This is a genomic window from Taibaiella helva (assembly GCF_003545695.1).
GTDB classification, from domain to species: domain Bacteria; phylum Bacteroidota; class Bacteroidia; order Chitinophagales; family Chitinophagaceae; genus Taibaiella; species Taibaiella helva.
The window spans coordinates 49,471-73,309 of the sequence record NZ_QUZZ01000007.1; the positions used below are offsets into that span (position 1 = coordinate 49,471).

Annotated in this window: 26 protein-coding genes; 19 read left to right on the forward strand and 7 right to left on the reverse strand. The window is 50.1% G+C overall.

Annotated elements, in window-relative coordinates:
* Positions 1–64 precede the first annotated feature (64 nt).
* The 5 genes from DZC79_RS12165 to DZC79_RS21230 all read right to left on the reverse strand — a co-directional run bounded on the left by DZC79_RS12165 (position 65) and on the right by DZC79_RS21230 (position 4,400).
* Positions 65–1,462 carry a T9SS type A sorting domain-containing protein gene (locus DZC79_RS12165; protein ID WP_118951864.1) on the reverse strand — a complete coding sequence of 466 codons (1,398 nt, stop codon included), beginning with the start codon at positions 1,460–1,462 and terminating at the stop codon, positions 65–67.
* Between the two features lie 206 nt (positions 1,463–1,668).
* The gene (locus DZC79_RS12170; RefSeq protein ID WP_118951865.1) at positions 1,669–2,382 is read right to left on the reverse strand and encodes a LytR/AlgR family response regulator transcription factor; all 714 of its coding nucleotides are present in this window, start codon (positions 2,380–2,382) and stop codon (positions 1,669–1,671) included.
* A 232-nt stretch (positions 2,383–2,614) separates the two neighbouring features.
* A complete protein-coding gene (locus DZC79_RS12175) occupies positions 2,615–3,790 on the reverse strand; it encodes a lanthionine synthetase LanC family protein (RefSeq protein WP_118951866.1) in 1,176 nt (391 codons plus the stop codon).
* A gap of 121 nt (positions 3,791–3,911) precedes the next feature.
* Entirely contained in the window at positions 3,912–4,121 is a 210-nt protein-coding gene (locus DZC79_RS12180; protein WP_118951867.1) for a hypothetical protein, read from the reverse strand.
* Positions 4,122–4,181: 60 nt separating this feature from the next.
* Positions 4,182–4,400: a class I lanthipeptide gene (locus tag DZC79_RS21230; protein WP_157977098.1), complete on the reverse strand. Its 219-nt coding sequence runs from the start codon at positions 4,398–4,400 to the stop codon at positions 4,182–4,184.
* Between the two features lie 513 nt (positions 4,401–4,913).
* Here DZC79_RS21230 and rplM point away from each other — a divergent pair.
* The 18 genes from rplM (at position 4,914) to DZC79_RS12270 (ending at position 20,861) form a co-directional block, all read left to right on the forward strand.
* Positions 4,914–5,363, forward strand: a complete 450-nt coding sequence (rplM, locus tag DZC79_RS12185) for a 50S ribosomal protein L13 (protein WP_118951868.1) — start codon at positions 4,914–4,916, stop codon at positions 5,361–5,363.
* Positions 5,364–5,404: 41 nt separating this feature from the next.
* The gene (rpsI, locus tag DZC79_RS12190; RefSeq protein WP_118951869.1) at positions 5,405–5,794 is read left to right on the forward strand and encodes a 30S ribosomal protein S9; all 390 of its coding nucleotides are present in this window, start codon (positions 5,405–5,407) and stop codon (positions 5,792–5,794) included.
* 83 nt (positions 5,795–5,877) lie between these two features.
* Positions 5,878–6,771, forward strand: coding sequence for a 30S ribosomal protein S2 (rpsB, locus tag DZC79_RS12195; RefSeq protein WP_118951870.1), 894 nt, complete (start codon positions 5,878–5,880; stop codon positions 6,769–6,771).
* Positions 6,772–7,063: 292 nt separating this feature from the next.
* Positions 7,064–7,600 carry a GNAT family N-acetyltransferase gene (locus DZC79_RS12200; protein ID WP_118951871.1) on the forward strand — a complete coding sequence of 179 codons (537 nt, stop codon included), beginning with the start codon at positions 7,064–7,066 and terminating at the stop codon, positions 7,598–7,600.
* Between the two features lie 298 nt (positions 7,601–7,898).
* Positions 7,899–8,474, forward strand: a complete 576-nt coding sequence (locus DZC79_RS12205; RefSeq protein WP_118951872.1) for a TerD family protein — start codon at positions 7,899–7,901, stop codon at positions 8,472–8,474.
* A gap of 21 nt (positions 8,475–8,495) precedes the next feature.
* On the forward strand, positions 8,496–9,173 hold the full coding sequence (locus DZC79_RS12210; RefSeq protein ID WP_118951873.1) for a TerD family protein: 678 nt from the start codon (positions 8,496–8,498) through the stop codon (positions 9,171–9,173).
* Between the two features lie 2 nt (positions 9,174–9,175).
* The gene (locus DZC79_RS12215) at positions 9,176–9,868 is read left to right on the forward strand and encodes an HAD family hydrolase (RefSeq protein WP_118951874.1); all 693 of its coding nucleotides are present in this window, start codon (positions 9,176–9,178) and stop codon (positions 9,866–9,868) included.
* On the forward strand, positions 9,868–10,689 hold the full coding sequence (locus tag DZC79_RS12220) for a phosphoribosyltransferase family protein (RefSeq protein ID WP_118951875.1): 822 nt from the start codon (positions 9,868–9,870) through the stop codon (positions 10,687–10,689). Before DZC79_RS12215 ends, DZC79_RS12220 begins: the two co-directional genes overlap by 1 nt.
* Positions 10,679–11,230, forward strand: a complete 552-nt coding sequence (locus DZC79_RS12225) for a TerD family protein (RefSeq protein ID WP_118951876.1) — start codon at positions 10,679–10,681, stop codon at positions 11,228–11,230. Before DZC79_RS12220 ends, DZC79_RS12225 begins: the two co-directional genes overlap by 11 nt.
* Before the next feature lie 6 nt (positions 11,231–11,236).
* Positions 11,237–11,845 carry a TerD family protein gene (locus DZC79_RS12230; RefSeq protein WP_118951877.1) on the forward strand — a complete coding sequence of 203 codons (609 nt, stop codon included), beginning with the start codon at positions 11,237–11,239 and terminating at the stop codon, positions 11,843–11,845.
* A gap of 168 nt (positions 11,846–12,013) precedes the next feature.
* Complete coding sequence (locus DZC79_RS12235; protein ID WP_118951878.1) at positions 12,014–13,114, forward strand: toxic anion resistance protein; 1,101 nt, start codon at positions 12,014–12,016, stop codon at positions 13,112–13,114.
* Positions 13,115–13,244: 130 nt separating this feature from the next.
* Complete coding sequence (locus tag DZC79_RS12240; protein ID WP_118951879.1) at positions 13,245–14,207, forward strand: hypothetical protein; 963 nt, start codon at positions 13,245–13,247, stop codon at positions 14,205–14,207.
* Between the two features lie 129 nt (positions 14,208–14,336).
* Positions 14,337–14,975 (forward strand): vWA domain-containing protein, encoded by a 639-nt coding sequence (locus DZC79_RS12245; RefSeq protein ID WP_118951880.1) that lies wholly within the window; start codon positions 14,337–14,339, stop codon positions 14,973–14,975.
* Positions 14,976–14,988: 13 nt separating this feature from the next.
* Positions 14,989–15,624 carry a vWA domain-containing protein gene (locus tag DZC79_RS12250; RefSeq protein ID WP_118951881.1) on the forward strand — a complete coding sequence of 212 codons (636 nt, stop codon included), beginning with the start codon at positions 14,989–14,991 and terminating at the stop codon, positions 15,622–15,624.
* A gap of 154 nt (positions 15,625–15,778) precedes the next feature.
* Positions 15,779–16,831 (forward strand): TerY-C metal binding domain-containing protein, encoded by a 1,053-nt coding sequence (locus DZC79_RS12255; protein ID WP_118951882.1) that lies wholly within the window; start codon positions 15,779–15,781, stop codon positions 16,829–16,831.
* Positions 16,832–16,838: 7 nt separating this feature from the next.
* On the forward strand, positions 16,839–18,242 hold the full coding sequence (locus DZC79_RS12260; RefSeq protein WP_118951883.1) for a PP2C family serine/threonine-protein phosphatase: 1,404 nt from the start codon (positions 16,839–16,841) through the stop codon (positions 18,240–18,242).
* A 104-nt stretch (positions 18,243–18,346) separates the two neighbouring features.
* Positions 18,347–19,783: a helix-hairpin-helix domain-containing protein gene (locus DZC79_RS12265; RefSeq protein ID WP_232831824.1), complete on the forward strand. Its 1,437-nt coding sequence runs from the start codon at positions 18,347–18,349 to the stop codon at positions 19,781–19,783.
* A 37-nt stretch (positions 19,784–19,820) separates the two neighbouring features.
* Positions 19,821–20,861 carry a TerC/Alx family metal homeostasis membrane protein gene (locus tag DZC79_RS12270; protein ID WP_198666871.1) on the forward strand — a complete coding sequence of 347 codons (1,041 nt, stop codon included), beginning with the start codon at positions 19,821–19,823 and terminating at the stop codon, positions 20,859–20,861.
* A 247-nt stretch (positions 20,862–21,108) separates the two neighbouring features.
* Here the strand turns inward: DZC79_RS12270 and DZC79_RS12275 are convergent, their stop codons facing one another.
* Positions 21,109–22,095 carry a GHMP family kinase ATP-binding protein gene (locus DZC79_RS12275; RefSeq protein ID WP_118951886.1) on the reverse strand — a complete coding sequence of 329 codons (987 nt, stop codon included), beginning with the start codon at positions 22,093–22,095 and terminating at the stop codon, positions 21,109–21,111.
* A gap of 185 nt (positions 22,096–22,280) precedes the next feature.
* Between DZC79_RS12275 and DZC79_RS12280 the strand changes: the two genes are divergently transcribed.
* Complete coding sequence (locus DZC79_RS12280; RefSeq protein WP_118951887.1) at positions 22,281–23,345, forward strand: NAD(P)H-dependent flavin oxidoreductase; 1,065 nt, start codon at positions 22,281–22,283, stop codon at positions 23,343–23,345.
* Between the two features lie 55 nt (positions 23,346–23,400).
* On the opposite strand, the gene DZC79_RS12285 is transcribed toward DZC79_RS12280, so the two are convergent.
* Positions 23,401–23,658, reverse strand: coding sequence for a helix-turn-helix domain-containing protein (locus DZC79_RS12285; protein ID WP_118951888.1), 258 nt, complete (start codon positions 23,656–23,658; stop codon positions 23,401–23,403).
* Between the last annotated feature and the right edge of the window lie 181 nt (positions 23,659–23,839).

Genomic DNA, 23,839 nt, shown 5'->3' on the forward strand with positions numbered 1-23,839 from the left:
CAGCCCTGTCCCCCAAAAACAGCGCGCGGCCCTGGACCGCGCGCTGCCGAAAGAGCAGTAATGCTTATTGCTTGACTAATTTGCTGCTCCAGGTCTTACCCGCAGCGTCCCTGATCAGCAGGAGGTAATGGCCGGGGTTTAACCGGGGCAGGTTTAGCCTGTTTGATCCTATGTTCAATTTCAGACTGGCGCGCAATACTTCTCTTCCGGTAATATCGGTGAGGCATACGGCAGCCTGTTCTCCTTGCTTTCCTTTCCAGTCGATGGTAATACTTTTGTCAAAGGGATTGGGATAAACGCTGAAATCCCCGCTGGTAGCAATGGGTTTTATCGAAACGGTACTTTCGTAAGTTTCATAGTAATGTTTGATGCTGCGCCTGGGAGCATGCTCACCTGCTCTGTAAACCAGCAGGCTGTCCGGCTCGCCGAAGCTGGTGTACCGGTATACGCCCACATCTTTGAGCCGCATGCTGCTTGTCGTTGGATCGTAGTCATGCAATTGCGCAGAATCGGGTAAACCGCTTGTTCCGGGGTAATTGATCCATGTGAAACCGAATATGTCATCCGGCATCCCGGTTTGTGTCAGCTTGATCAGGCTTGAGTGGAAAGTAGTGTAGGAAATGCCGGGTGTATAGCCCATGGAATCTATGGCATTCACGCTTACATCGGGAATGGAAAAGTCTTCCATGGTCATCTTCATCAGCTCCCCGGCCGGGTAGTAGTAGAAAGCCATCTTTCCAACCCTTAACGTGGGGCTGAGCGGGTTGCCATAAGAGACTATGGAATCGAGCTTGTCATTACTGTTATAATAATACCTGTAGGTCCCGTAAAGCCGGTAGGCGCTGCCTGTGTTGTCAAATATGCTGTCTGTCAGCACCCGCGTAAAGGTGTTGTTATAGCTGAATGTTCTTTTGCGCAGCGTATCGTAATGGCTGCCGTTATCATTGCTTTCGAGGGAATACGACAGCACCCGGTATTCCTGGGCATTATAAGCATTGACCTGGCGGGAGGCCTGGTCCTCGAAATGCGAGGTTGTCTGGCTGATCTTGTTATCCGGGCGATAGCTGGCGACTTCAAAGCGTGTAAAACCTTCTGACGTGTACCGGATGCTGTCCGGCATGCTTGTCGGGCTCTGCGCCGGCATCGTCGGTCCCTGGTCATCCTGGAAGGAGCGGCGGTATCCGTGTGCATCGTTATAGTTAAACTTTGATCCGCGCGAACCAGAATAGCGGTATGCGGTTGAATCGTCGACAAGTCCGTTTTCGGTATATGTCGTTGTTGCAATAACGCGATGCGCGATACCGGTCGGTTTTTGCACTGAGGCTTCGCTTTGCCTCTGGAGAAAGTTATTAAGCCATGCCGATTGCGCTTTCATCTTTTCTTTGGCCAGCTGTGCCGGGCTCTGCGCCTGTGCCTGCAACAGGCAACCTATAGTGGCCGCCAGTAAAATTGTTGTTTTCATGTTCTTCCGAATTGCTTTTGCTGAAGAGACGTGATATAAACGGGCTTGTACCAGGCGGCAGCACGGAGATTTGAGGAAATACTGGTTTCAGGGTAGGGACCTTCTGCTTATTAATGAGCAGCGGCTTTCAACAAATGTCTGATTTTACGCTTATTTTAAAAATATGAAAATAAACTTCAACCTGAGTTGGTAGCAGAGAAGCGGCACTAAGAGATCATATTGGCCCGCATTATTTCGAGAAATGCGGCTTTATAAGCATTGCCGATCGCAATTTCCACTTTGCCGTTCCGTTTCAGACGGATGATATTCATATCCACAGAGGCAATATTGGCAATGGGTATGATGTAGGATTTATGTACCCTGATGAAATGCTTTTTAAGAAGGTTCTCTTCCAGGTCTTTCAGGTTCATCAGCGACAGTATCTTCTGGGTACCGCAAACAATAGCAACATAGTTGCGCATTCCCTCTATATAATCAATGTCTGCTATGTCGATCTTGATCAGCTTTCCCTTGCTATCGCCCTGGACAATGATAAAGTCGCGCTCAGCTTGCTCTTTTTTCAGCGGTTCCAGGATATCCTGCGCCTTTTGCGCCGCTTTCAGAAATCTTGGAAAGTGTACCGGCTTCAGCAGGTAGTCAATCGCATTCAGCTCAAAGCCATCCAGCGCATACCGGTCATACGCCGTGGTAAAGATCACTTTGCATTTCCCGTTTATGGCTTGCATCACTTCCAGTCCTGTCAGCCTGGACATCTGGATATCGAGAAACAACAGATCCACCTGCCGCTCATGGATCAGCTGTAATCCTTCTATAGGATTCCTGGTAGCGCCCACCAGGTTGAAGCAGGGGACTTCGCCTATATAAGCAGCGATGACATCGATCGCCGCCTGTTCATCATCTATTATCAGGCAATGGATCATAACCTTATCGGGTTCATTTATCAGGATAGGCAGGAGTTCGCCCTGAACGGCTGTATGTCGTTCTTAATGTGAAGATAAAGGCTTATCGGGATATAGCCGTTTCCATCTATGGTTTATATTGATGATGCTGAAATTGCCAGTAGCTCCTTCCTAAAATACGAAAGCCCCGATCTTACAGAACGGGGATCGTCCGGATTCCGGATCAACATGATTGCTTCAGCGTATGATTTGCCTAAAGCAGGAAGGCCTTCGCCCAATTCATAGGCCTGTTGGCCATGTATTCTATAAGCACAAGGCCTACTCCCGGCCAGCCCTCAAGGATGCTTACCGGGTTGGCGCTATATTTTCCCTTTTCTATTTCATCGTCGATAAGCTCCATCGTAACTGCTATCCAGTAGCGATAGGCATCGAGATAGATCTGATTTTCACTTTCCTGGTATAAACACTTATAAAACTGGGCCAGTCCCGCGCTGCCATGGCAAAAATGAGTATCCTTGCTCAGGGTGGCTTCTTCGTCTCTCCGGCCGACGGATTGCCGTCCTAACCGATTGGCGATGTGTGTGTAGGCATCCGTTCCCAGCACCTTACCTGCGCGGTATAAAAGTAATACCGTATTCAGGTCGCCATAGCACCAGGCCAGCCGGTCTATGCGGAAGGATTTATGCGGATCCAATTCCAGGTAGCAGGGAAAAGAAGAGTATTCATCCTGCATTGCACGGGCCGGCTGCTCCTGGCTAAGGATAAAGGCGATGCCCGCTCTGATGATCTGCTCAAGCCGTTCCTTATCCTTTACATTTGGCCAGGCATCGATCAGCAGCAGCAAAAAACCAGGAAGGCCATGTGCCAGGCCCAGGTCGACTTTTTTATTGTCAAGCCGCTCCAGGCTGGAATTCAAAAAATAGATACCATTGTCATGGGAAATGGCTGCAGTGCAAAATGCTGCTGTGAGCTCATTGACATATTGGTTGATCACCGGTGTTTGTACCCTGGAAGAAAAATAGTGGAGCGCACCCATGGCGCCGTGCAGGTAATCCACTTTTGTTTTGGTGATATGGTCCAGGGCTGCATCAAAAATATATCGGTCTATATCGGTCAGCTCTGTATCGATATCAAAATCCAGCAGGCCATTCTGCTGCAGGTTGCTGAGCACATATCCTAGGCCCGCAGCGCCATCGCTGAAGGCATAGCCCGACAATGAGCCTTTATCATCATTCAAATGAGCAAACACCTGCTCCAGCAAGGCATCAGCCTTGTCATACAGCGCTTCGTCCTGCAGTGCTTCGCCGGCGTAGTAGTAATAGTATAACAGGCCCAGGGAGCCGCCCAGGAAGCCGTGATGCAGCGGCGGTACCAAAGACAGCACTTCGTTGATACGCGCTAATTTTGTGTTGCTGAGACTGGTGATCATGCTTTTCGATTTGCAATGTGGGTATATAGATCAGTTTCATCTGCAGACAGAGCAATAGCATATATAAGCTACAAAAGAATCCCGGCAAGCCATGGATTGCCGGGATCTTAGATCTGTCAACTTATTCCGGGCTTTCCAGGCCTTCTTCCAGGCACTTGCCTACCACCGAGCAATATCTTGATGGCATGCAGCAGGTTAAGCCGCTGCATTGCAGAAAGGACGTAGTTACCGCCGCCTCGCCACCCAAAAGCGTGTTTTGTTCGTTTTTGGTCAGATTGCTGACGACTTCTTTTCCCAGCTTCAGTTTACTGTTTTGTTTTGTACGCTTCATAGATTTTTGATTTTACTGAATAGGAATGCCTATTCTTTAAGTGCCGCTTAATCTGCCGGCTTATTGGGGAGCCAGGCCTTCTTCTTCGAGACATTTAAATACCTGCGAATAGGTTTTGGTTAACCCTGTTGGGTTACAGCATAAAAAGCCACTACAATCGCCAAAAGAAGTGGTCCATTGGGGCTCTCCTCCCTGAAGAGAGCGTTGCTCGTTCCTGGTCAGGCTGCTGACTACTTCTTTGCCCAGCTTCAGCTTGCTGTTTTGCTTTGTGCGTTTCATAGATTTTGATTTTACTGAATGGTTATTCCTACTCTTTTAAAAGGTTTTCGGATTCCCCTTTTCCCGGCCGGGATAGACAGGTAAGCGATGCTTGTCCAGATTACTTATCTGAGAAACTAAAATAAGATGGGGGATAAGCTATAGGGGAATTAATACACCAAAGCGCTTTTGACCGGGATCAAAACAGGGATGTAAAGGACAAAGAAGCAATAGGTGCTTTTTGTAGCCGGATATTTTGTTAAGTAGCAGAAGGGCCGGTGCAGGCGGATTTCAGGTAAAAAACCGGCCGCTGAAGGCCGGTTTTACTGCCTTTTTCCCGGTGGGGATAAAAACGATTCAAAATTTTTATTGAAAATCAATTATTTGCAAAGGTGTATGAAAAAATAGTAATGAAAATGTTTGGCAGTTTTCAATACCCGGCTTACCTTTGCGCTCCGATTGCAATTATTTTTATGTTGTAAAACATAAGGCAACGGCAAAAGAATTATCGTTCAAGCAAAAAGCAAATTTACAATGTCTCTTAAACAATTGAGCTACAGGACCCAGTCTGCTAACGAAAACATCGTGAAGCGTGAATGGTGGGTTGCCGACGCTACCAACCAGACTTTAGGTCGCTTCAGTTCTAAAATTGCTGCCGTACTGCGTGGCAAAAACAAGCCTTACTATACTCCCCACTTCGATTGCGGAGATTATGTGATCGTGATCAATTCCGGTAAGATCGTTCTGACCGGCAACAAGCTGGAAGATAAAGACTATCAACACGTAACCGGCTATCCCGGTGGCCAGAAGCACGAATCAGCGAAAAACCTGATCAACCGTCGTCCCAATGCGGTGATCGAGCGCGCTGTAAAAGGTATGCTGCCTAAGAACCGCCTGGGTCGTGCCATGTACAAGAAACTGTTTGTTTACGAAGGCGCCGAGCATGGTCATCAGGCACAACAACCCAAAGAATTCAAATATTAACCCCTAAGCCCTTTTAGGGGCGTAATAACTTTCTAACGATAATGGAAAAACAAAAAAATGCAGTAGGTCGTCGTAAAGAAGCGGTAGCCCGCGTATACCTGAGCAAGGGTACCGGCGATATCAAGGTGAACGACAAAGAATACAAATCCTACTTCACGCTGATCTACCTGCAGAACCAGGTGGAGCTTCCCCTGAAAACGGTTGAAGCCGTAGATCAGTACGATATCATTGTAAATGTGCAAGGCGGTGGTCCCAAAGGCCAGGCTGAAGCCATTAAATTAGGTATTGCCCGCGCGCTCTGCGAAGTGAACGGCGATTTTCGTCCTGCGTTGAAAAAACAAGGCTTATTGCGTCGCGATCCCCGTGTGGTTGAACGTAAGAAATTCGGTAAAGCTAAAGCACGTCGCAGCTTCCAGTTCTCTAAACGTTAATCCGGTTATTATTGCTCTGCAAAGGGCGGTAATGAGGATAAGCTTATTTTTAAATCATTATCAACTCATTCAATTTTCCAACAATGGAAGAAAATAAATCATTACATCAGCAGTTGCTGGAAGCGGGCGTACACTTCGGTCACCAGAAGAAAAAATGGAACCCGAAAATGCTGCCTTTCATCTTTACCGAAAAGAACGGCATTCACATCATCGATCTGAACAAGACCATCGAAGGCCTGCAGGAATCTGCCGCTGCCCTGAAGTCTATCGCCAAGAGCGGAAAGAAGATCATGTTCGTCGCTACAAAGAAGCAAGCGAAAGAGATCGTTGCCGAAGCTGCTGCAAAAGCCAACATGCCTTTCGTTACCGAACGCTGGCTGGGTGGTATGCTCACCAACTTCCAGACCATTCGTAAGAGTGTGAAGAAAATGCAGAGCATCGAAAAAATGCTGAACGACGGTACCCTGGACAGCGTAACCAAAAAGGAGCGCCTGACCCTGGACCGCAGCAAGCAGAAAATGGAAAAAGTATTGGGCGGTATCTCCCAGATGGGTCGCACGCCTGCAGCGCTGTTCATCGTGGACATCAGCCACGAGCATATCGCCCTGGCCGAAGCCAAGCGCCTGGGTATTACTACCTTCGCTATGGTGGATACCAACAGCGATCCTACTAAAGTAGACTTCTCTATCCCCTCTAACGACGATGCGACCAAGTCTATCGCTATCGTAACCAATTACCTGGTAGCTGCCATCATCGAAGGTATCGAAGAGCGCGCCCAGAACAAAGAGCAGGAGCAGGAAGAAGGTGAAGAAGAATTTACAGAACGCACCCGTGGTCTCGATCTGGACGACGAGGAAGCCAAGCGTAGCGGCGGTAAGCCTGGTGGCGCCGGTCGTGGCCGTCGTGGCCCCGGCGGTGGTACCTCCGGTCAGGGTGGTGGCCGCAGGCCAGCGGCTGGTGCAGGCGCCAAGCGATAAGCAATTATCCCGGCCAACTGTTCAAGTTTTTATAGGAGAACCGCTTCCGTGAGGAAGCGGTTTCTTTTTTATACTTTTATAAAGAAATGGTACGCTTCTGTCGTTAGCTCAAAAAATGAATTGTTGGTGAAAACACCAGCAATAGCGGAAGATGTTGCATGCGTACAGACGTTGTATTGTGTGGAGACGTTGTATGCAACCTCTCTATCACCAAATGAAAAGAAACGACCGCAATAAATTAGGAAACTACTTTCATAATTATTTTTCCTGATCATCCGGATAATTAAAGAAAATGATCGATATCAGCTTCCATCCTTTTCCCATGCTGACAACGGAACGCCTGGTCTTAAGGCCGCTTGAAATAACGGATGATGAAGCGATTTTCGCGCATCGTTCCGACGATGTGGTGAATACCTACCTGGAGCAGTTCCGGCATGCCACGATCGAAGAAACACGGGCCTTTATCTATCGGGTGCAGAGAGAAGTTGCCGCAGGTAAGACCATCCTGTGGGTGCTGACGCAAAAGGACAGCAACGAATTCATGGGAACTGTGTGCCTGTGGAATATCTCGAAGGAAGAAGATAAAGCGGAAACCGGCTACACACTGGTTTCCCGGTTTCATGGTATGGGTTATATGAGCGAAGCCTTGCAAAAGGCCATCGACTACGGATTCAATACCCTGCAATTGAGCACTATAGAGGCTTATACCCATGAGCATAACAGAAGCTCGATCGCGCTCCTGAAGAAATACCATTTTAAGCAAGGCATTCCTCAAAAGCCGGTTTCCGGCAACCGGATCTTTTTTGCGTTGAACAAGGGTAGGGGTTAATTGGCTATTCTGTAGAGACTTTACAAGCGGCGGCTACCAATGACAGGCCATTTCAAGCACTGTTTTTTATTTTTTTGCAGTGCCATGGTGGCAGGAATAAAAGAACTTAACGGGCACACGCGGGGGGGCACGTGTGCCAGCAGGGACCGCTGCGAGAGAAGAAAATTACCTGCGCTGCCCTGCGGCATAAAGCTGTTATAAAATGTTTAATAAACAGGGCAATAGATAATTTCCCCGGACCCGGCCAGGCCTTTCTCTGAAATTTATCCCTATTTTTACGGCCATTAAATCCTGTACTATGGCAATAAACCTCCAGAAAGGCCAGAAAATCGATATCGGCCTTTCCAAATTAAGCGTAGGATTGGGCTGGAACCCCAACGAAGGTACCGGCGCGGCTTTTGACCTGGATGCCTCGGCTTTTATGATCAACAATAACCGCCTGATCCCGGCTGAAGAATACTTTGTTTTTTACGGCAATACCGATTCTCCCGATGGCGGCCTGCACCATACCGGCGACGATCCTACCGGCGGCAACAGCGCCGAAGGCGACGACGAGGTGATCCAGGTAGATCTTTCCAAAGTCGATCCGGCAATCGAGGAAATACTGTTTGTGGTCACCATACATGAAGGCGATCAGCGCCGTCAGAATTTCGGCCAGGTGCGTAATTCCTACATCCGCATTGTCGACGATGCCAATGGCACCGAGGTGGCCAAGTACGAGCTGGGCGAAGATTTTTCCATCGAGACAGCAGTGGAGTTCGGTCGTTTATACAAGCGGGGCGGCGCCTGGAAGTTTGAAGCTTCCGGCATCGGCTATAAGGAAGACCTGGCCTTTTTCGTATCCAAATATTTCACCGGGCAGGTGATCAAATAAGCTTTAAACCCCTATTATTATATGGCAATTAATCTGGTAAAAGGTCAGACCATTGACCTGCGCAAAAATGACAAAGGTGAAGAGTTTGACCTCTCGCAAGTAACCATAGGCCTGGGCTGGGACGTTCGTCAGCAGAAGAGCGGCGGCTTTCTCGGCAAGCTGCTCGGCGGCAATAAAGAAGCAGACTACGACCTGGATGCTATTGCCTTCCTGCTCGACAGCAACGGCAAAGTAGCCGATCTGGGCCGCACGGTACAAACCAGCGACGGCCGCCAGGTAGGCCTTTACCAGGGCGATGTGATCTTCTTCAATTCCCAGAAACATCCTTCGGGCAACATCTGGCTCACGGGCGATAACCGCACCGGCGCCGGCGATGGCGATGACGAACAGATCATCGTAAGGCTCAATGCCCTCGACCCAAAATACGACCGTATCGTTTTTCTCGTAACCGTTTACCAGGGCCGCCAGAACGGGCAGCATTTCGGTATGGTGGAGAATGCCTTTATCCGCGCAGTAGACGCACGCGGCCGCGAGATCGCGAAGTTTACCATGTCGGGCGATACCGCTTACAATAACATGTGCGGCATGATCTTTGCGGAAGTATACCGTAAAGACGGTGGCTGGAAGTTCCGCGCGTTGGGCAACCCCGAACGTTCCGACAACTTCGTCGAGATACTGAGGCAATATACTTATCAATAATTATGGCGCTGCTCCAGGGCATCAGGCATGTCTCCTTCGACCTTTGGCTGACGCTGATCCGCTCCAATCCGGTCTACAAGTCGCGTCGCGCGATATTGATGGCTGAGCATTTTGACGTGCGTCGCAGTGCAGCAGAAGTGCAAGAGGTGTTTACCTATTACGACCGCCTGTTTAACCGGATCAATGAACGCGCCGGCAATAATGTTCACTACAGCGAAATGCTGTATGTGATCCTCGACCGGCTGGGCGTGCCGCCCGATGCGATAGCGGAAGAGGCCATGACGGCGTATTACCGGAAGGCCGAAGCCTTATTTTTCGAGAACATGCCGGTGCTGCTCGATACTGGTATTGCCGGTATGCTGGAAAACCTGAAAGAGAAGGCATATACCTTGAGTATTCTCAGCAATACAGGATTTATCCTGGGCCGCACTTTAAGGCCGGTGCTCGACCGGCTCGGCATTGCCGTCTACTTCGATTTTCAGCTGTATTCCGATGAGATCGGCAGCTCCAAACCCTCATACAGGGCATACGAGCGGCTGATGGAAGCGGCGCAGCAGCTGAAGCCGCTGGAGAAACAGGAGATCCTGCATGTAGGCGATAATCCCATTGCAGACCTGGAAGGCGCGCGACGTTTCGGTTTCCGGTCGGCGCTGCTGGAGCAGGACAGCACTTTGCATAACTTACTTTTGAATTAATGTATTCCGATTTTTCCAGACACCATATCGACGACCCTGAGGTTATTCCCTTCGACGCCGCAGCGTATAGCAAGTTCAAGTTCGGCGACGGGGACATTGCCCGCGTTTTCGGGCAGGAGCTGGGCCGTCATTTTGTAGTGGCGCATGGGGACGCTTTGCTGGCCGAGGAAGATATCGTCTTCGTGCCGAGCCCTTATCATGCCATACCTACTGCTTCTAATGCCTTGTCGCTCTTTTTCCGCGACGAAGTGAACCGTTTCCTGTTCCGGCATCAGCGGAAATCACTGCTGCAATCAAAGATCCACCGTTACAAGACCTATACGGTCGACTATGGCAATCTTGATTTTGAAGAAAGGATGCGGCTCATCTCTTCCGATACTTATCACCTCGACAAACGCTTTCTGGAAAACAGAATGGTGCTCTTTATCGATGATATCAGGATCACCGGCAGCCACGAAGAGATCATTCGCCGGCAGCTGGAAAGGGAAGAGATCAAAGGAAAGTTCATGTTTATATACTATGCCCAGCTGACCAATAAAGCAATTCCGCCCAACTTTGAGAATTACCTGAATTATTATGCGGTGAAGGATCGCAGCGACCTGGTGGAGATCATTAACGAAGACAACTTCATCATGAACACACGTATCATCAAGTATATCCTTAAGTCAGATCCAACGGATCTTATTGGGTTTATACAGGCGCTCAGGGAAGAGCGGCTGCCCGAAATGGTCCAATACGCCATTGGCAACAACTATCACCTGATGGAAGACTATCAGCAAAATCTAAAGCAACTCACAAATCATATCAATTATGGCAATTAATCTTCAGAAGGGCCAGCGGGAAAACCTCGACGCCCCCAAATTTACAGTAGGCCTGGGATGGGATACCAACAGCAGCTCCACAGGCGAAGGCTTTGACCTTGATGCTTCTATTTTTATCCTGGGGGAGAACGGTAAGCTGGTTGCCGACGACTACTTTGTGTTCTACAACAACAAGAAGTCGCCCGACGAGGCGGTGATCCATACCGGCGATAACCTTACCGGCGAAGGCAGCGGCGACGACGAGCAGATCAAGGTAGATCTGACTAAGATCAATGCCGCCGCAAAAGAGATCTGCATCGTTGTTACGATTCATGAAGCCGAGACCCGCCGCCAGAACTTCGGGCAGGTGCGTAACTCCTTCATCCGCATCGTAGACGAGCAGAACAACGAGCTGGTGAAGTATGAGCTTGACGAAGACTTCTCTATCGAAACGGCGGTGGAATTTGGCCGCATCTACAACCGTAGCGGTCAATGGAAATTTGAAGCTGTAGGTATGGGCATGAAAGGCGGCCTGCAGGATTATCTCAATAAATACAACTAATCGTTTATGGCAATCAATCTTCAGAAAGGACAACGGATAAGCCTGGAAAAATCCAACGGCAGCAAGCTGCAGCAGGTATGTGTAGGCATTAACTGGGGCGCTATCCAGAAAAAAGGTCTCTTCGGGACAAAGAAAGAAGCGGTTGACCTGGACGGCAGCTGCGCGCTGTTTAACGAGAACAAGCAGGTGGTCGATGTCGTATATTTCCGTAATCTCCGTTCCCGGGATCATGCAGTCGTGCATAGCGGCGATGACCTTACGGGCGATCTCAACGGCGACGACGGCCTGGACAACGAGGTGATCTCTGTCGACCTTTCCCGTCTCGACCCTTCAGTAACTTCGGTAGCGTTTTTCCTGAACAGCTTCCAGGGCCATGACTTTGCCATTGTGCCTTTTGCCTCGATCCGCATCTATGAAGGCACGCCTTCCAGGGTGAACGAGGTATTTGCGACCTATAACATTGCCGGCGATACCAATTTTGCAGGGCATGTGACTATGGTGATGGGCATATTCTACAAACGCAACGGCGAATGGAAATTCAATCCCATCGGCGAACCCACCCGTGACCGCGATGTAGAACAAACGGTAAAGACTATCCAGAACGGCTATTTATAAATTTGCATGACCTCTGTAGAGACGTTGCACTGCAACGTCTCTACAAGGCACGGGATTATATTTCCAATGGGGCAGACCGAAGGTTCTGCCCCATTCACCGAATAATAAAGGCCGCTATTTTTTTGGCTAAGCAATAATCGATAACTTTATTCCTCATCATTTGAAGATATGGAAACAAATACGAATGCCTCAAACCCCTCTACCGCGATCGCACGAATCGATAAAGAGGGCAATGTGGATACCAGCAGCCTTACACCGGCCGAGGCCCAGCGCTTTGACGACATCAGCAAAGCGTTGAAGCCCGGTGATGCCAACTCTATCCTGAACTATGGCGTGGAGGTACAAAACGCCATGGAAAAATACAGCAACGAGTTCCTTACCTCGGTGCGCACTTATAACTCGGGCGAAGTCGGCGGATTGATCAACGACCTGCTGACAGAGCTGAACTATATTGATGTGGACGAGCTGAACCAGTCCGGCTTCCAACGTTTTCTTTCCCGCATACCCCTGCTGAAGAAGCTGACCTTCGATGTGAAAAAGCTCTTTCAGAAATATGATACCGTGGTCGGTAATATCGACAAGATCACGAACAAGGTTAAGGCTGGCCGGCTTAATTCCATCAAGGACAACAGCTCCCTGCAGACCATGTTCGACAGCAACAAGACCTATATCGCGCAGATGGAAGAGCTGATCGTGGCCGGCCATCTTAAATACCAGGAACTGTCGCAGAAGCTGGCCGAGATGGACGCCAATCCTGCGGCTTACCAGGATTATGAGATTGCTGACATGCGGGATTTTGTGAACCGTCTCGACAAGCGCCTGGCCGATATGAAGGTGGTTCGCTTTATTATGCTGCAATCACTGGCCCAGATCAGGGTCGTGCAGAACAACAACACTTCGATCGCCGAAAAAGCACAGTCGATCGTATCGACCACGATCCCCGTATGGAAAAACCAGCTGACGATCGCAGTAGCCCTGCAGCGTCAGAAGGCGAATGTGGAAATGCAGAAGAAGATATCGGAAACCACCAATACCATATTGGAAAAGAACGCCGAGCTGCTGAAGCAGAACAGCATTGAGGTAGCGCGTGAAAATGAGAAGACCGTTGTATCGATCGAAACCCTGAAAAAAACCACAGCATCATTGATCGATACCCTGAATGAAGTAAAGCGCATTCACGAAGAAGGTGCGGAGAACCGTCGCAAGCTGGATACAGAATTGCAGACCCTGGAATCCGAGCTGAAGAAAAACCTGACCCGTACCAATTAACCGGTTGGTAGAGACGCATTGAATGCGTCTCCGAAAATAAAGACGCATTGAATGCGTCTCAGAAAACAAAGACGCATTGAATACGTCTCAGAAAACAAAGACGCATCGCATACGCGAATACCGCTAACCGATGGATGATAACCAGAAGCAGATATTAAGCGAATCCAAAAAGATCATCGTTAAATTACAGATCCTGTCAGCCTTTTTTGAAGATGATGTAATTTACAAGATCTATGTGCGCAGCCAGGTTATCGAAAAGCTGTTTGAGGCCAATCCAGAGCTGGATATTAATAAGCTGCAGCTGTTTCATTTGCAGTTTACCGAAAGCGTGCTGGAGCTGTTGCGCCGCATCAAGAAAGCCAATGAGAAGAGTGTAAGCCTGATTTTCGATGAGATAGCGCTGAATAAGCAGCTGATCACCAAGATATCGGATGCCATGCGCACCGAAGAAAGCTACGAATTTGGCAAGCAGAAGCAGACCCAGAAGATCAACGAATCGCTGGAGCGGCTGTACCGGAATCTCTCCGACCTGTCGAAAGATTATCCCTTCGGCAAAAATATGCAGCAGTTCGGCGGCCGTTATGCCAAAGACTTCTTTCACGAGATCAGCGAAGACCTTTTTTACGAGCTCACCGCGTATGATCCGGAAGAAATCTATCGCAATGGCTATGGCATCATTGAAAAAAAGCTGCTGGGACTGGAATGCCGGCATCAGTTCAACAATATTTTCTATTGCGGCCTGAAGGCAGGAACCCTGCTGCTCGAGATATACCGCCTGGTAGAGGAAGACGTCTTTTTCAGCTACTATGCCTCCCGGAATATGTTCCTCAGCTTTCCTTTCGAGAAGATAGCAGATATTGATCCCTCGCAGGCCTTATCCAAGCGCGCGAAAGTAGTGCAGGAGCTGACAGAGAAGAACCTGAAGCTGGAGCAGCAGGCGGTAAGCACCAAAACGCAGATCCCGGCAGACATCAAAAAGTTGCTGACAGAATATTATGAGAAAGTGAACAGTATGGATTTCATGGATTTTATGGACGACTTTGATGTGCAGGCCAATATCCTGAAGACCATGCTGAATACCGAGCGGATGTAGGCCATATAATTTTGTTTGCAGATGACGCTACCTTAATGACTTCCGTGCTGTCACCAGAACCATTGTATTCCGGGAGACAGATGTGAAAAGGATAAACGACCTTTATAAACCCTGTAAATCGCTTTAACAATGAGAAGACTACCGGTATACCTGGTGCTCGATACCTCGGGCTCGATGGTTGGCGAACCGATAGAAGCCGTGAAGAACGGCGTGCAGCTGATGATCAGCTCGCTGCGACAAAACCCGCAGGCCATCGAAACCGCCTTCATCAGCATCATCACCTTCGACAGCATGGCCCGGCAGCTCGTTCCGCTTACAGAGCTGGCGGCTTTCCAGATGACCGAGATCAAAGCCAGCGGTACCACGGCCCTGGGCGATGCGCTTAAGGTGCTGAGCCGGTGCATCGATACCGAAGTGGCGAAAACCACGCCGGAACAGAAAGGCGACTGGAAGCCTATGGTCTTCATCATGACCGACGGTATTCCCACCGACAACTGGGAAGCCGGCCTGGCCGAATACCGCCAGCGCAAGACAGCGCTGACCGTGGCCTGCGCCGCAGGCGCCAAAGCCGACACGGCCTCCCTGAAAAAGATCACCGATACCGTGGTGCAGCTCGATACAACCGATGCAGCTACCATTTCGCGTTTCTTTACCTGGGTGTCTGCTTCGATAAGCGCAACTTCTACCAAAATTGAAAGCAGCGGCAAGGAAGTGACCGGCTGGGAAGAATTGCCCCCACCGCCTGCCGAATTGAATATTGTCGTTTAAGCCCTGATACGAGATGAGAAGACTACCCGTTTATTTTTTACTGGATACCTCGGGCTCTATGTTCGGAGAGCCCATACAGGCCCTGAACAATGCCCTGAGCGGTATGATCAATACCTTGCGCAGCGACGCGCAGGCGCTCGATTCGCTCTGGATCAGCATCGTTACTTTCGACAGGGAAGTACGCGAGCTGGCGCCGCTGACCGAGCTGGTACACTTCCAGTTGCCCGAGATCACCTGTCCGCAAAGCGGCCCGACCAATACCGGCAAAGGGCTCGAGCTGATCCACCAGAAGGTGAAAAGCGAAGTACGCAAAGGCAGCGAAAACCAGAAAGGCGACTGGAAACCTTTGTTTTTCCTGTTTACCGACGGCAAGCCTTCCGATATACAGCTGTACCGCGAAATGCTGCCGAAAATAAAAGCGCTCAATTTTGCCGCTATCGTAGGCTGCGCCGCCGGCCACCTCGCCGACGATAGCATGCTGAAAGAGCTTACCGATAATGTAGTGCACCTGGATACTGCCGATACGGCTACCTTGAAGCAATTCTTCAAATGGGTTTCCGATACCATCGAGCAGGGCAATAAAAGCATGGGGACGGTAGAGAGCCTCCCTTTGCCGCCACCACCGGCGGAGGTACACCTTGTTATCTGATCGCCTGCATTAAAGTGACGTTACTCCCTTTAACACTGTGCGTCGCTTCCCTGCCGGGTGTTGTCATATCCGTATTTGCAGGCATATTTTTATATCGTTACCCTTTTACCGGGCAGATGCCTTGATTTTCCTATACCCTAATTTGCTCCTTGATATGAGAAGACTTCCCATCTATTTTTTGATCGACGTTTCCGAATCTATGGTAGGCGAGCCGGTGCAGCAGGTGGAAGAAGGCCTGTCGCAAATCATCCAGGCCCTGAAGACCGATCCCTATGCTATTGAAACCGTATGGGTATCCATTATCGTTTTTGCCGGCCAGGCAAAGACCCTGGTGCCCCTGCAGGAGATCGTCAATTTCTATCCGCCGCGTTTCCCTATCGGCTCCGGCACTTCCCTGAGCAAAGGCCTGGGGCACCTGATGTTTGAGCTGCGCCGCAACCTGGTGAAAACAACCATGGAGCAGAAGGGCGACTGGAAACCGATCGTGTTCCTCTTTACCGATGGTGTACCCACCGACGATACAGCTGCGGTTATCGACGAATGGAAGACCAGCTGGCAACGGACCGCCAATATGGTGGCAATCTCCTTCGGCGACGAAGCGGATACGCAGGTACTGCGCCAGCTGACCGACAATGTGCTGCTTTTTAAGAACACCGATCCTTCCGCCTATAAGCAGTTCTTTAAATGGGTAACGGATTCGATCAAAACAAGCAGCGAAAAAATTGAAAGCAACGGGACCGGCTTCGACCTGGCCTCTATCGATGGCGATACGCTTTCCAAAATCGATGTGTCCAAAGCCCCGGCTCCGGCAAGCTATACCGACAGCAATTACGTGGTGCTGGCCGCAAAATGCCAGAATACGCAACGGCCTTACCTGATGAAATACCGTCGCAGCCTGCAAGCCACCGAATTTTCTGGTATGGGGCTTGATACATTGGAATACCGGCTGGTGGGTGCTTTCCAGGTAGACCAGCATTATTTTGAGCTGTCGGACGAAACCGCGGGCCCCTCGCGTATCAGCAGCGATGAGCTGATCGGTAGTCCTACCTGTCCCTGCTGCGGTAACCAGATCGGCTTTGCCATGTGCTCCTGCGGACAGCTGCATTGCATCGGCGACGAGCAGGTGAGCACCTGCCCCTGGTGCGGAAGGCAGGGTACTTACGGCATTGGCGAGGGGGGCTTTGATGTTAACCGTACGCAAGGCTAGGAAGGAAATGGAACCGAAACAATACCTGAAATTGTTCCTGGCTACCCGCAAACCTACCGGTGAAGACAAACAGGCTTTGCTGGAAGAATTTTGCAGCCAGGAGCAATACCTGGACGCAGCGAGCCGCATATTGGCCCTGCAGGACATGCTTATGAAAGACTTTGAAAAAAAGAACCGTATTGAAGATATAAGGCGGCAGCAGGTGCTGATTCCAAACGGCACCGTTGGGAAGCCCTACGAAGCGCGTCTGCTGCCCGAACAATATGGCTGGCAGGATATGATCGCATTCCGCCTGGAGGGGGTGGAGATTACGGGGCTGGTGTACGATCCCGCCAGCGGTCAGCTCTCCGGCATACCGGAACAAGCCGGTGATCATAAGCTGAGCCTGAAATACCAGCTGGAAGGCGACGGAGCAACCGGTACCTGGCAGGAGCGTCTGCTCACCCTTATTATCAATCCCGATCCGCGCTCCCTGTGGAAAAACCGGCCCTCAGATAAGGAAGATCCATATTGGAAAGAAGATGAAATAACTATTGCTGAAAAATTAGGAAACAAATATTTAGCTGTATCATCAAAAAGAGGACGTTCCCATGCCAATACGGGTGGTTTCCGGGATGATGACTTCGCGTTCCGGTATTTTTCCGAAAATGGATGGAGCATTGTTGCGGTATCTGATGGCGCAGGTAGTGCCCGTTTTGCACGGGAGGGCGCACGCCTTGCCTGTAGCGCTGTAGTTGAATTCCTAGGTCAGCAATTAATGGCCGGTGCATTTGCTGAAATGGATACTTTGCTCACAAATGCCGGTGCGGCACTCGATGCGGAAGCACAAAAGAAGATCAGTCATATTGTCTACCACCAGTTGGGTGGGGCGGCGCAGCATGCCTTCCGGCAGCTGGAGCAGCTGGCTACCACATCCGGTGCTTTGCTGAACGATTTTCATGCGACACTGATCTTCACGCTCGTGAAACAATACAGCCAGGGTTATGCGCTGTTATCCTTCGGTGTAGGTGACTGTCCTATTGCTCTGTTATACAATGATCTGCAATCGGTCAGTTTAATGAATAAAATGGATGTTGGGGAGTTTGGCGGCGGTACGCGTTTTATTACCCTGCCGGAAATTTTTCAAAGCGATAGCTTTGCAGGGCGTTTCGGGTTCAAGTGGGTGCCCGACTTCAATTACCTGTTCCTGATGACAGATGGTGTGTATGATCCTAAGTTTGAAGTAGAGGCCAACCTGGAAAAGCCGGAACGCTGGCAGGCTTTCCTGGCCGACCTCAAAGGAAACAATGCCGAAAATACTGCTGTGGCGCTGAAACCTGGTAATGCAGATCTGCCGGCGCAACTATCGGCCTGGATGGATTTCTGGAGTCCCGGGAACCACGACGATCGTACGTTAGCAATTTTATTTTGATTTAATAATAATTTGGTAAACAAAATGTTATAATGATTACCAAAACTGTTTTTTCGATTATCACCAACGGCCGTACATATCAATATATTGATAACGGCGAGCCAATGCGCGGTGGGATGAAAGATGTGTATTTTAGTCCCGACCGCTCTTATGTGGTCGCTTTCTACCGTGATGTGCAGGATCATAACTCGCGCGAAAGGTTGATCAAAATTGCGACCCAGTACTACGACAGCTTCTTCAAAAGGGAGGGAGGTGAGTACTATAAAGACCTGTATTCCTGGCCGATAGATGTTGTAGAACAAAACCGAAAGCTGGGCATCGTGGTGCCGACTTATAACCGCAATTTTTTCTTTCAGAAAGGTTATGCCGCGAATGATCTGATCAGGGGTAAGGAAAAGGAAGGTAAATGGTTTGCTTCACCCAAGTTCCGGAACAAGCAATTTCCTTTGCGCCTGGATGATACGGAATTAGGTAATTGGCTGAGCTACTTTCAGATATGTGTGAATATTTCAAGAGGGGTTAAGCGTTTGCACGCGGCTGGTCTGGCGCATTCCGACCTTTCCTATAAGAATGTGCTGGTCGACCCGGTAACCAAGACGGCAGCCATTATTGATATCGACGGCCTGGTTGTTCCCGGGCTTTTTCCACCCGATGTGATCGGGACAGCCGATTTTATTGCTCCTGAAGTATTGGCTACCAAGCACCTGGATATCAAAGACCCGAACCGGAAGCTACCCAGCCGGCTGACTGATCTCCATGCGCTGGCGGTAATGATCTATATGTATCTCCTGTACCGGCACCCTTTAAAAGGAGGAAAGATCCACGATCTGGATACCGAAAAGGATGACCTGCTGGCGATGGGAGAGAAAGCGCTCTTTATCGAGCACCCGACGGATACTTCAAATCGACCAAAGCAAAATCAGCTCAATCCCAAAGAGTTGCCCTGGACTGACGTGACTAAAATACCGTATACGGTTACCGGTCCTTATCTCAAAGCCTTATTTGAAAAAGCCTTTATCGAAGGCCTGCATCAGCCGATGCAGCGGCCAATCGCCAACGAGTGGGAGGAGGCTCTGCTGAAAACAACCGATCTCATACAGCCCTGCAGCAACCCCGGTTGTCAGCAAAAATGGTACGTATTTGATAACAGCACCCGTCCGAGATGTCCCTTCTGCGGTACGCCGCACCAGGGTACTTTGCCCGTGCTCGATCTCTATTACCAGTTTAAAGAAGGTGTATGGCGTCCTGAAGACCATCGGCTGATGGTGTACAATAACCAATATCTTTTTGGCTGGCATGTCAACCGCAACCTTATCCGTAACGAAAAGCTGACACCGGAACAGAAAGTGCCGGTAGGATACTTCACTTTCCACCAGGGCAACTGGGTGCTCGTCAACCAGAAGCTCGACTCCCTGAAAGATGTTACAGAAGACAAGGAAATTCCTCCCGGCGAAATGGTAGCGCTTACCGACGGGAAGAAGCTACTCCTTTCCCGCGGGGAAGGCGGTCGCATTGTTGTGGTGACGATTGCCAATAAATAAATTTAATTTGCGTTCTCTCATCTATTAAAAACGAATAATGATCAGTAAACTTTTGTTAAGTGTCTCTATGTTAAGCCACCCGGGTATCCTTATCGGTTTTGGCGTGCTCGTTCTTATCATGCTGCTGCTGGACCTTGGTGTATTCAATAAAAAAAGCCATGCCGTCAGCAACCGCGAAGCCCTGGCCTGGTCCCTGGTGTGGATCTCCCTTTCGATGATCTTCAGCGGCGTGGTGTACCTCGTCTTCCGCGCAGACTCTCCCGAGATCGCTTTTGAAAAGTTTACCCAGTTCCAGTCGGCCTACTGGATCGAGAAGGCGCTTTCGGTCGACAATCTTTTCGTTTTCATCCTGGTGTTCGGCTTCTTTAATGTGCCCAAAGAAGTGCATCATAAGGTGCTCTTCTGGGGTATCATCGGTGCTCTGGTCTTCCGGGCGATCTTCATCTTTACCGGTGTGGGACTTATCAATGTAACCTACCTGCCGGTGATGAACATCTTCGGTATGCCGGCCAGGATCAATATCGTCCTGCTGATCTTCGGCCTCTTCCTTATTTATGCCGGCATTAAATCAGCCTTTGCCGGCGAAGACGACGATGAAGAAAAAGATTTTACCAAGAGCCCGGGTGCTAAGCTGGTATACAGGATGTTTAAAGTGAGCAAGAATTTCGATGGCGATAAATTCTTCACCATCGAGAACGGGATCAAGCTGGCTACGCCGCTGCTGGTGGTTGTGGGGGTGATCGAGTTTACCGATCTGCTGTTTGCCGTAGATTCCATTCCGGCCATTTTTGCCATCGCCCCCGACGATCCTTTTATCCTGTATACTTCCAATATCTTTGCCATTCTTGGTTTAAGAGCTTTATATTTCCTGCTGGCCAATTTTATCCATATGTTCCGGTTGCTGAAATACGGATTGGCAGTGATCCTTACTTTTATCGGTGTCAAAATGGTGATCGCACCGTTCTTTCATATCTCTTCGCCCTTATCCCTGTCGATCGTAGGCGGCGTGCTCATCCTGGCGGTAGTCGCTTCGCTGGCGATACCCGAAAAGAAAGAAGCCGGAAAAACAACGGAGTAAGCCGTCGTTTCAACATAAAGCAAGCGGCTGTTTGATAGCAAACAGCCGCTTTTTATTTTGGCGAAGAAATTTAGACGCAGAAAGGTCTGGTTATACAAATTAAACCAGTTATGTATACAATGCTGCCTCCGGTTTCATCGGCGTGCCAGTCAACGGGTAGCATCAGATACTATCCCGGGAAAATAGAAAAAAAAGCTGCCCCTTTCTGTAAGACGAAAAGAGCAGCTCCTGCAATAGCTGAAATAGATCAGGACATGTGAATGATACGGGTGCCGTCCGTTTCAAAATTGAAGTGGATCTGGCGCAGGTGTTTCAGCGCTTCGATCACCTGCTGCTGGCGTTCCCGGGGAACATAGAAGATAAAGAACCCGCCTCCGCCGGCACCGAGCAGCTTTCCGCCGATGGCGCCGGCGGAGGTTGCCCTGGTATAGATTTCGTCGAGAAAATCGTTTGAAATAGCTGAAGAAAGACTGCGTTTTGCCATCCAGGCCTCATGCATCAGCGATCCGAAAGCATCGAGGTCGCATGCGGGATCGGAAATAATGTTCAGCCCCCTGCCTACCATATCATAAATATCTTTCAGCTCGGTATGGATCTTTTTCTCCTGTGTTTTCTCCAGCTGCTCTTTCAGTATGTCGCTGGCAAACCGGTTGATGCCGGTATAAAACATCAGCAGGTTATCCTGCAGCGCTTTCTTGCGTTCCGGGGCAATGATTACCGGGTTGACCAGCAGGCGATCGGCATTGAAGAACATCTGGTTCAGGCTGCCATGGGCGGCAGCCATCTGGTCCTGCACGCCAACCCTTTCCTTAAGAATATCCCTTTCGATGTGGATCGCTTCGAGGGCGAGACGTTCCTTGCTCACCATCTGACCCAGCAAGCCATAGCAGGCATGTAGCATACCTACTGTAAAGCTGCTGCTGCTGCCCAGCCCGGTACGGGCCGGCAGATCGCTCATGATATTGACCTCAAGGCCATGGTCGATCTTAAGATATTTGATGACTTCTCTTACTACCGGATGCTCTATCTCCTCAACATCATGGCATAGCTCCAGCTTACGGTAGGCGATCCGGTATTTATGGTCCAGCAGGCCTTCTATTTTGTTCACCGTTACATAGACATATTTGTCGATGCTGGTGCTGAGTACACTGCCGCCAAACTCCCTGAAATAGTCCGGATAATCCGTGCCGCCGCCAAAAAAACTGACCCTAACAGGTGTTTTTGAAATCACCATAGAAAATAATATTACGCTTGAGATAAATATAATGGAGAGAGCCAGGCCTGGTTAAAGCCTGTACCCGCTTTGCCGAAGCGCTGCAATAATAGGAAAATTTACGGGTATACGCAACAGACATCAGGTCTGGCGGTAGTGGTCGTCATCCTTGTCGTACCTTTATCCTGCACTATCGCTTCCCTATTATGAAATGGTTGAATGAACTGACCCGGTTGTTCCAAACGGATTATCCTATTGTCCAGGCCCCCATGCTGGGTGTGACGACGCCCGCAATGGTAGCTGCAGCTGCTGATAGCGGCTGCCTGGGCTCCCTGGCCGTAGGCGGCTTGTCGCCGCAAAGGACAGCAGAGCTGATCCGCAGCACCAGGACGCTGACAGCCAGGCCTTTTGCTGTCAATCTCTTTGTATATGAGATACCTCCGGCAACAGAAGCGACAGAAGCTGCGAAGATGCGGACCTGGCTGCGCCATCTTGCTGCGGAGCATGGCCTGGCCTACGACGATAAGCCGGTATCGGCCTTTACGCATTACAGCTACAGGGAACAGCTGCCTGTGCTAGCTGCTGAAGGGATCACACAGGTGAGCTTTACGTTCGGTATGATGGATGACGAGGCGCTTGACTTTTGCCGGAAGCAGGGAATGGTGCTTACCGGTACCGCAACCTCTGTAGCGGAAGCGCAGGCCCTGGAAGCAAAAGGTGTAGCTGTCATTGTCGCGCAGGGTATCGAAGCCGGCGGACACCGGGGCGCTTTCCTTGAGCCGGAGCGGCTGCCGGAGGTCGGGAGCTTTGCGCTGATCCCGCAGATCGCGGATGCTGTGCGCTGTCCGGTAATCGCAGCAGGTGGTATTAAAGACGGGCGTACTTTGCGGGCAGCCATGATGCTCGGCGCTGCCGGCTTCCAGATCGGGTCGGCGCTCGTTGCCAGCGACGAAAGCCTTGCTGTACCGGCTTACAAGCAGACGCTGCAAGCTGCAAAGGACACCGATAGCTGCCTTACCCGCGCCTTCTCGGGCCGTTGGGCGAGGGGCCTTCGCAATACATTTATGGAACAGCTGGACCAGGCCGGGTTAACTGTGCCTGCTTATCCCTATCAGAACAGCCTGACTACGGCATTCCGTGCGGCAGCGCAGCAAAAGGACGATGCGCGCTGGTTCAACTTGTGGGCCGGTCAATCGGCCGGAGGAGCGGAGCTGCTGCCTGTATCGGTAATCCTGCAGCGGATCATAAAGGAAGCGGAAGCCTTGGCTTAAAGCGGTGCCGCAAACGAAACAGCAATCATGGTGAAAGGATTTCTGATGGCTGTTTTCAGGATGCGGGTAAGAGGCGGAATAATTTTTTGATCGTATAATGTACCAGCACCGCCGTATTACGGGCGTCGAGCTTCAGCATCAGGTTCTGGCGGTGCTTGTCGACAGTACGCGTGCTGACGAACAGCAGGGCGGCGATCTCACAATTGGTATACCCGTCGATGATCAGTCTTAATACTTCTTTTTCCCGGGTTGTGAGCCTGCTCCAGGCTTTTTCGGGACCTATAGTCGGTAAGAAATCCGGTAGCTTCATCATACATTTCCGTTTTAAGATGGGTGATTTACCTGTTTCCCGTACTCAAATGTACCGGCTGATCTGCTGCCCGGCAGGATGAGTTGTGTGAAATGCGGTTTTGTCGGGTTGAATGGCGGATATATTGAGTAAAGTGCCCGGCTTCATCCTCCCGGGCAACGGATACCGCTCACAGGGTCTAACC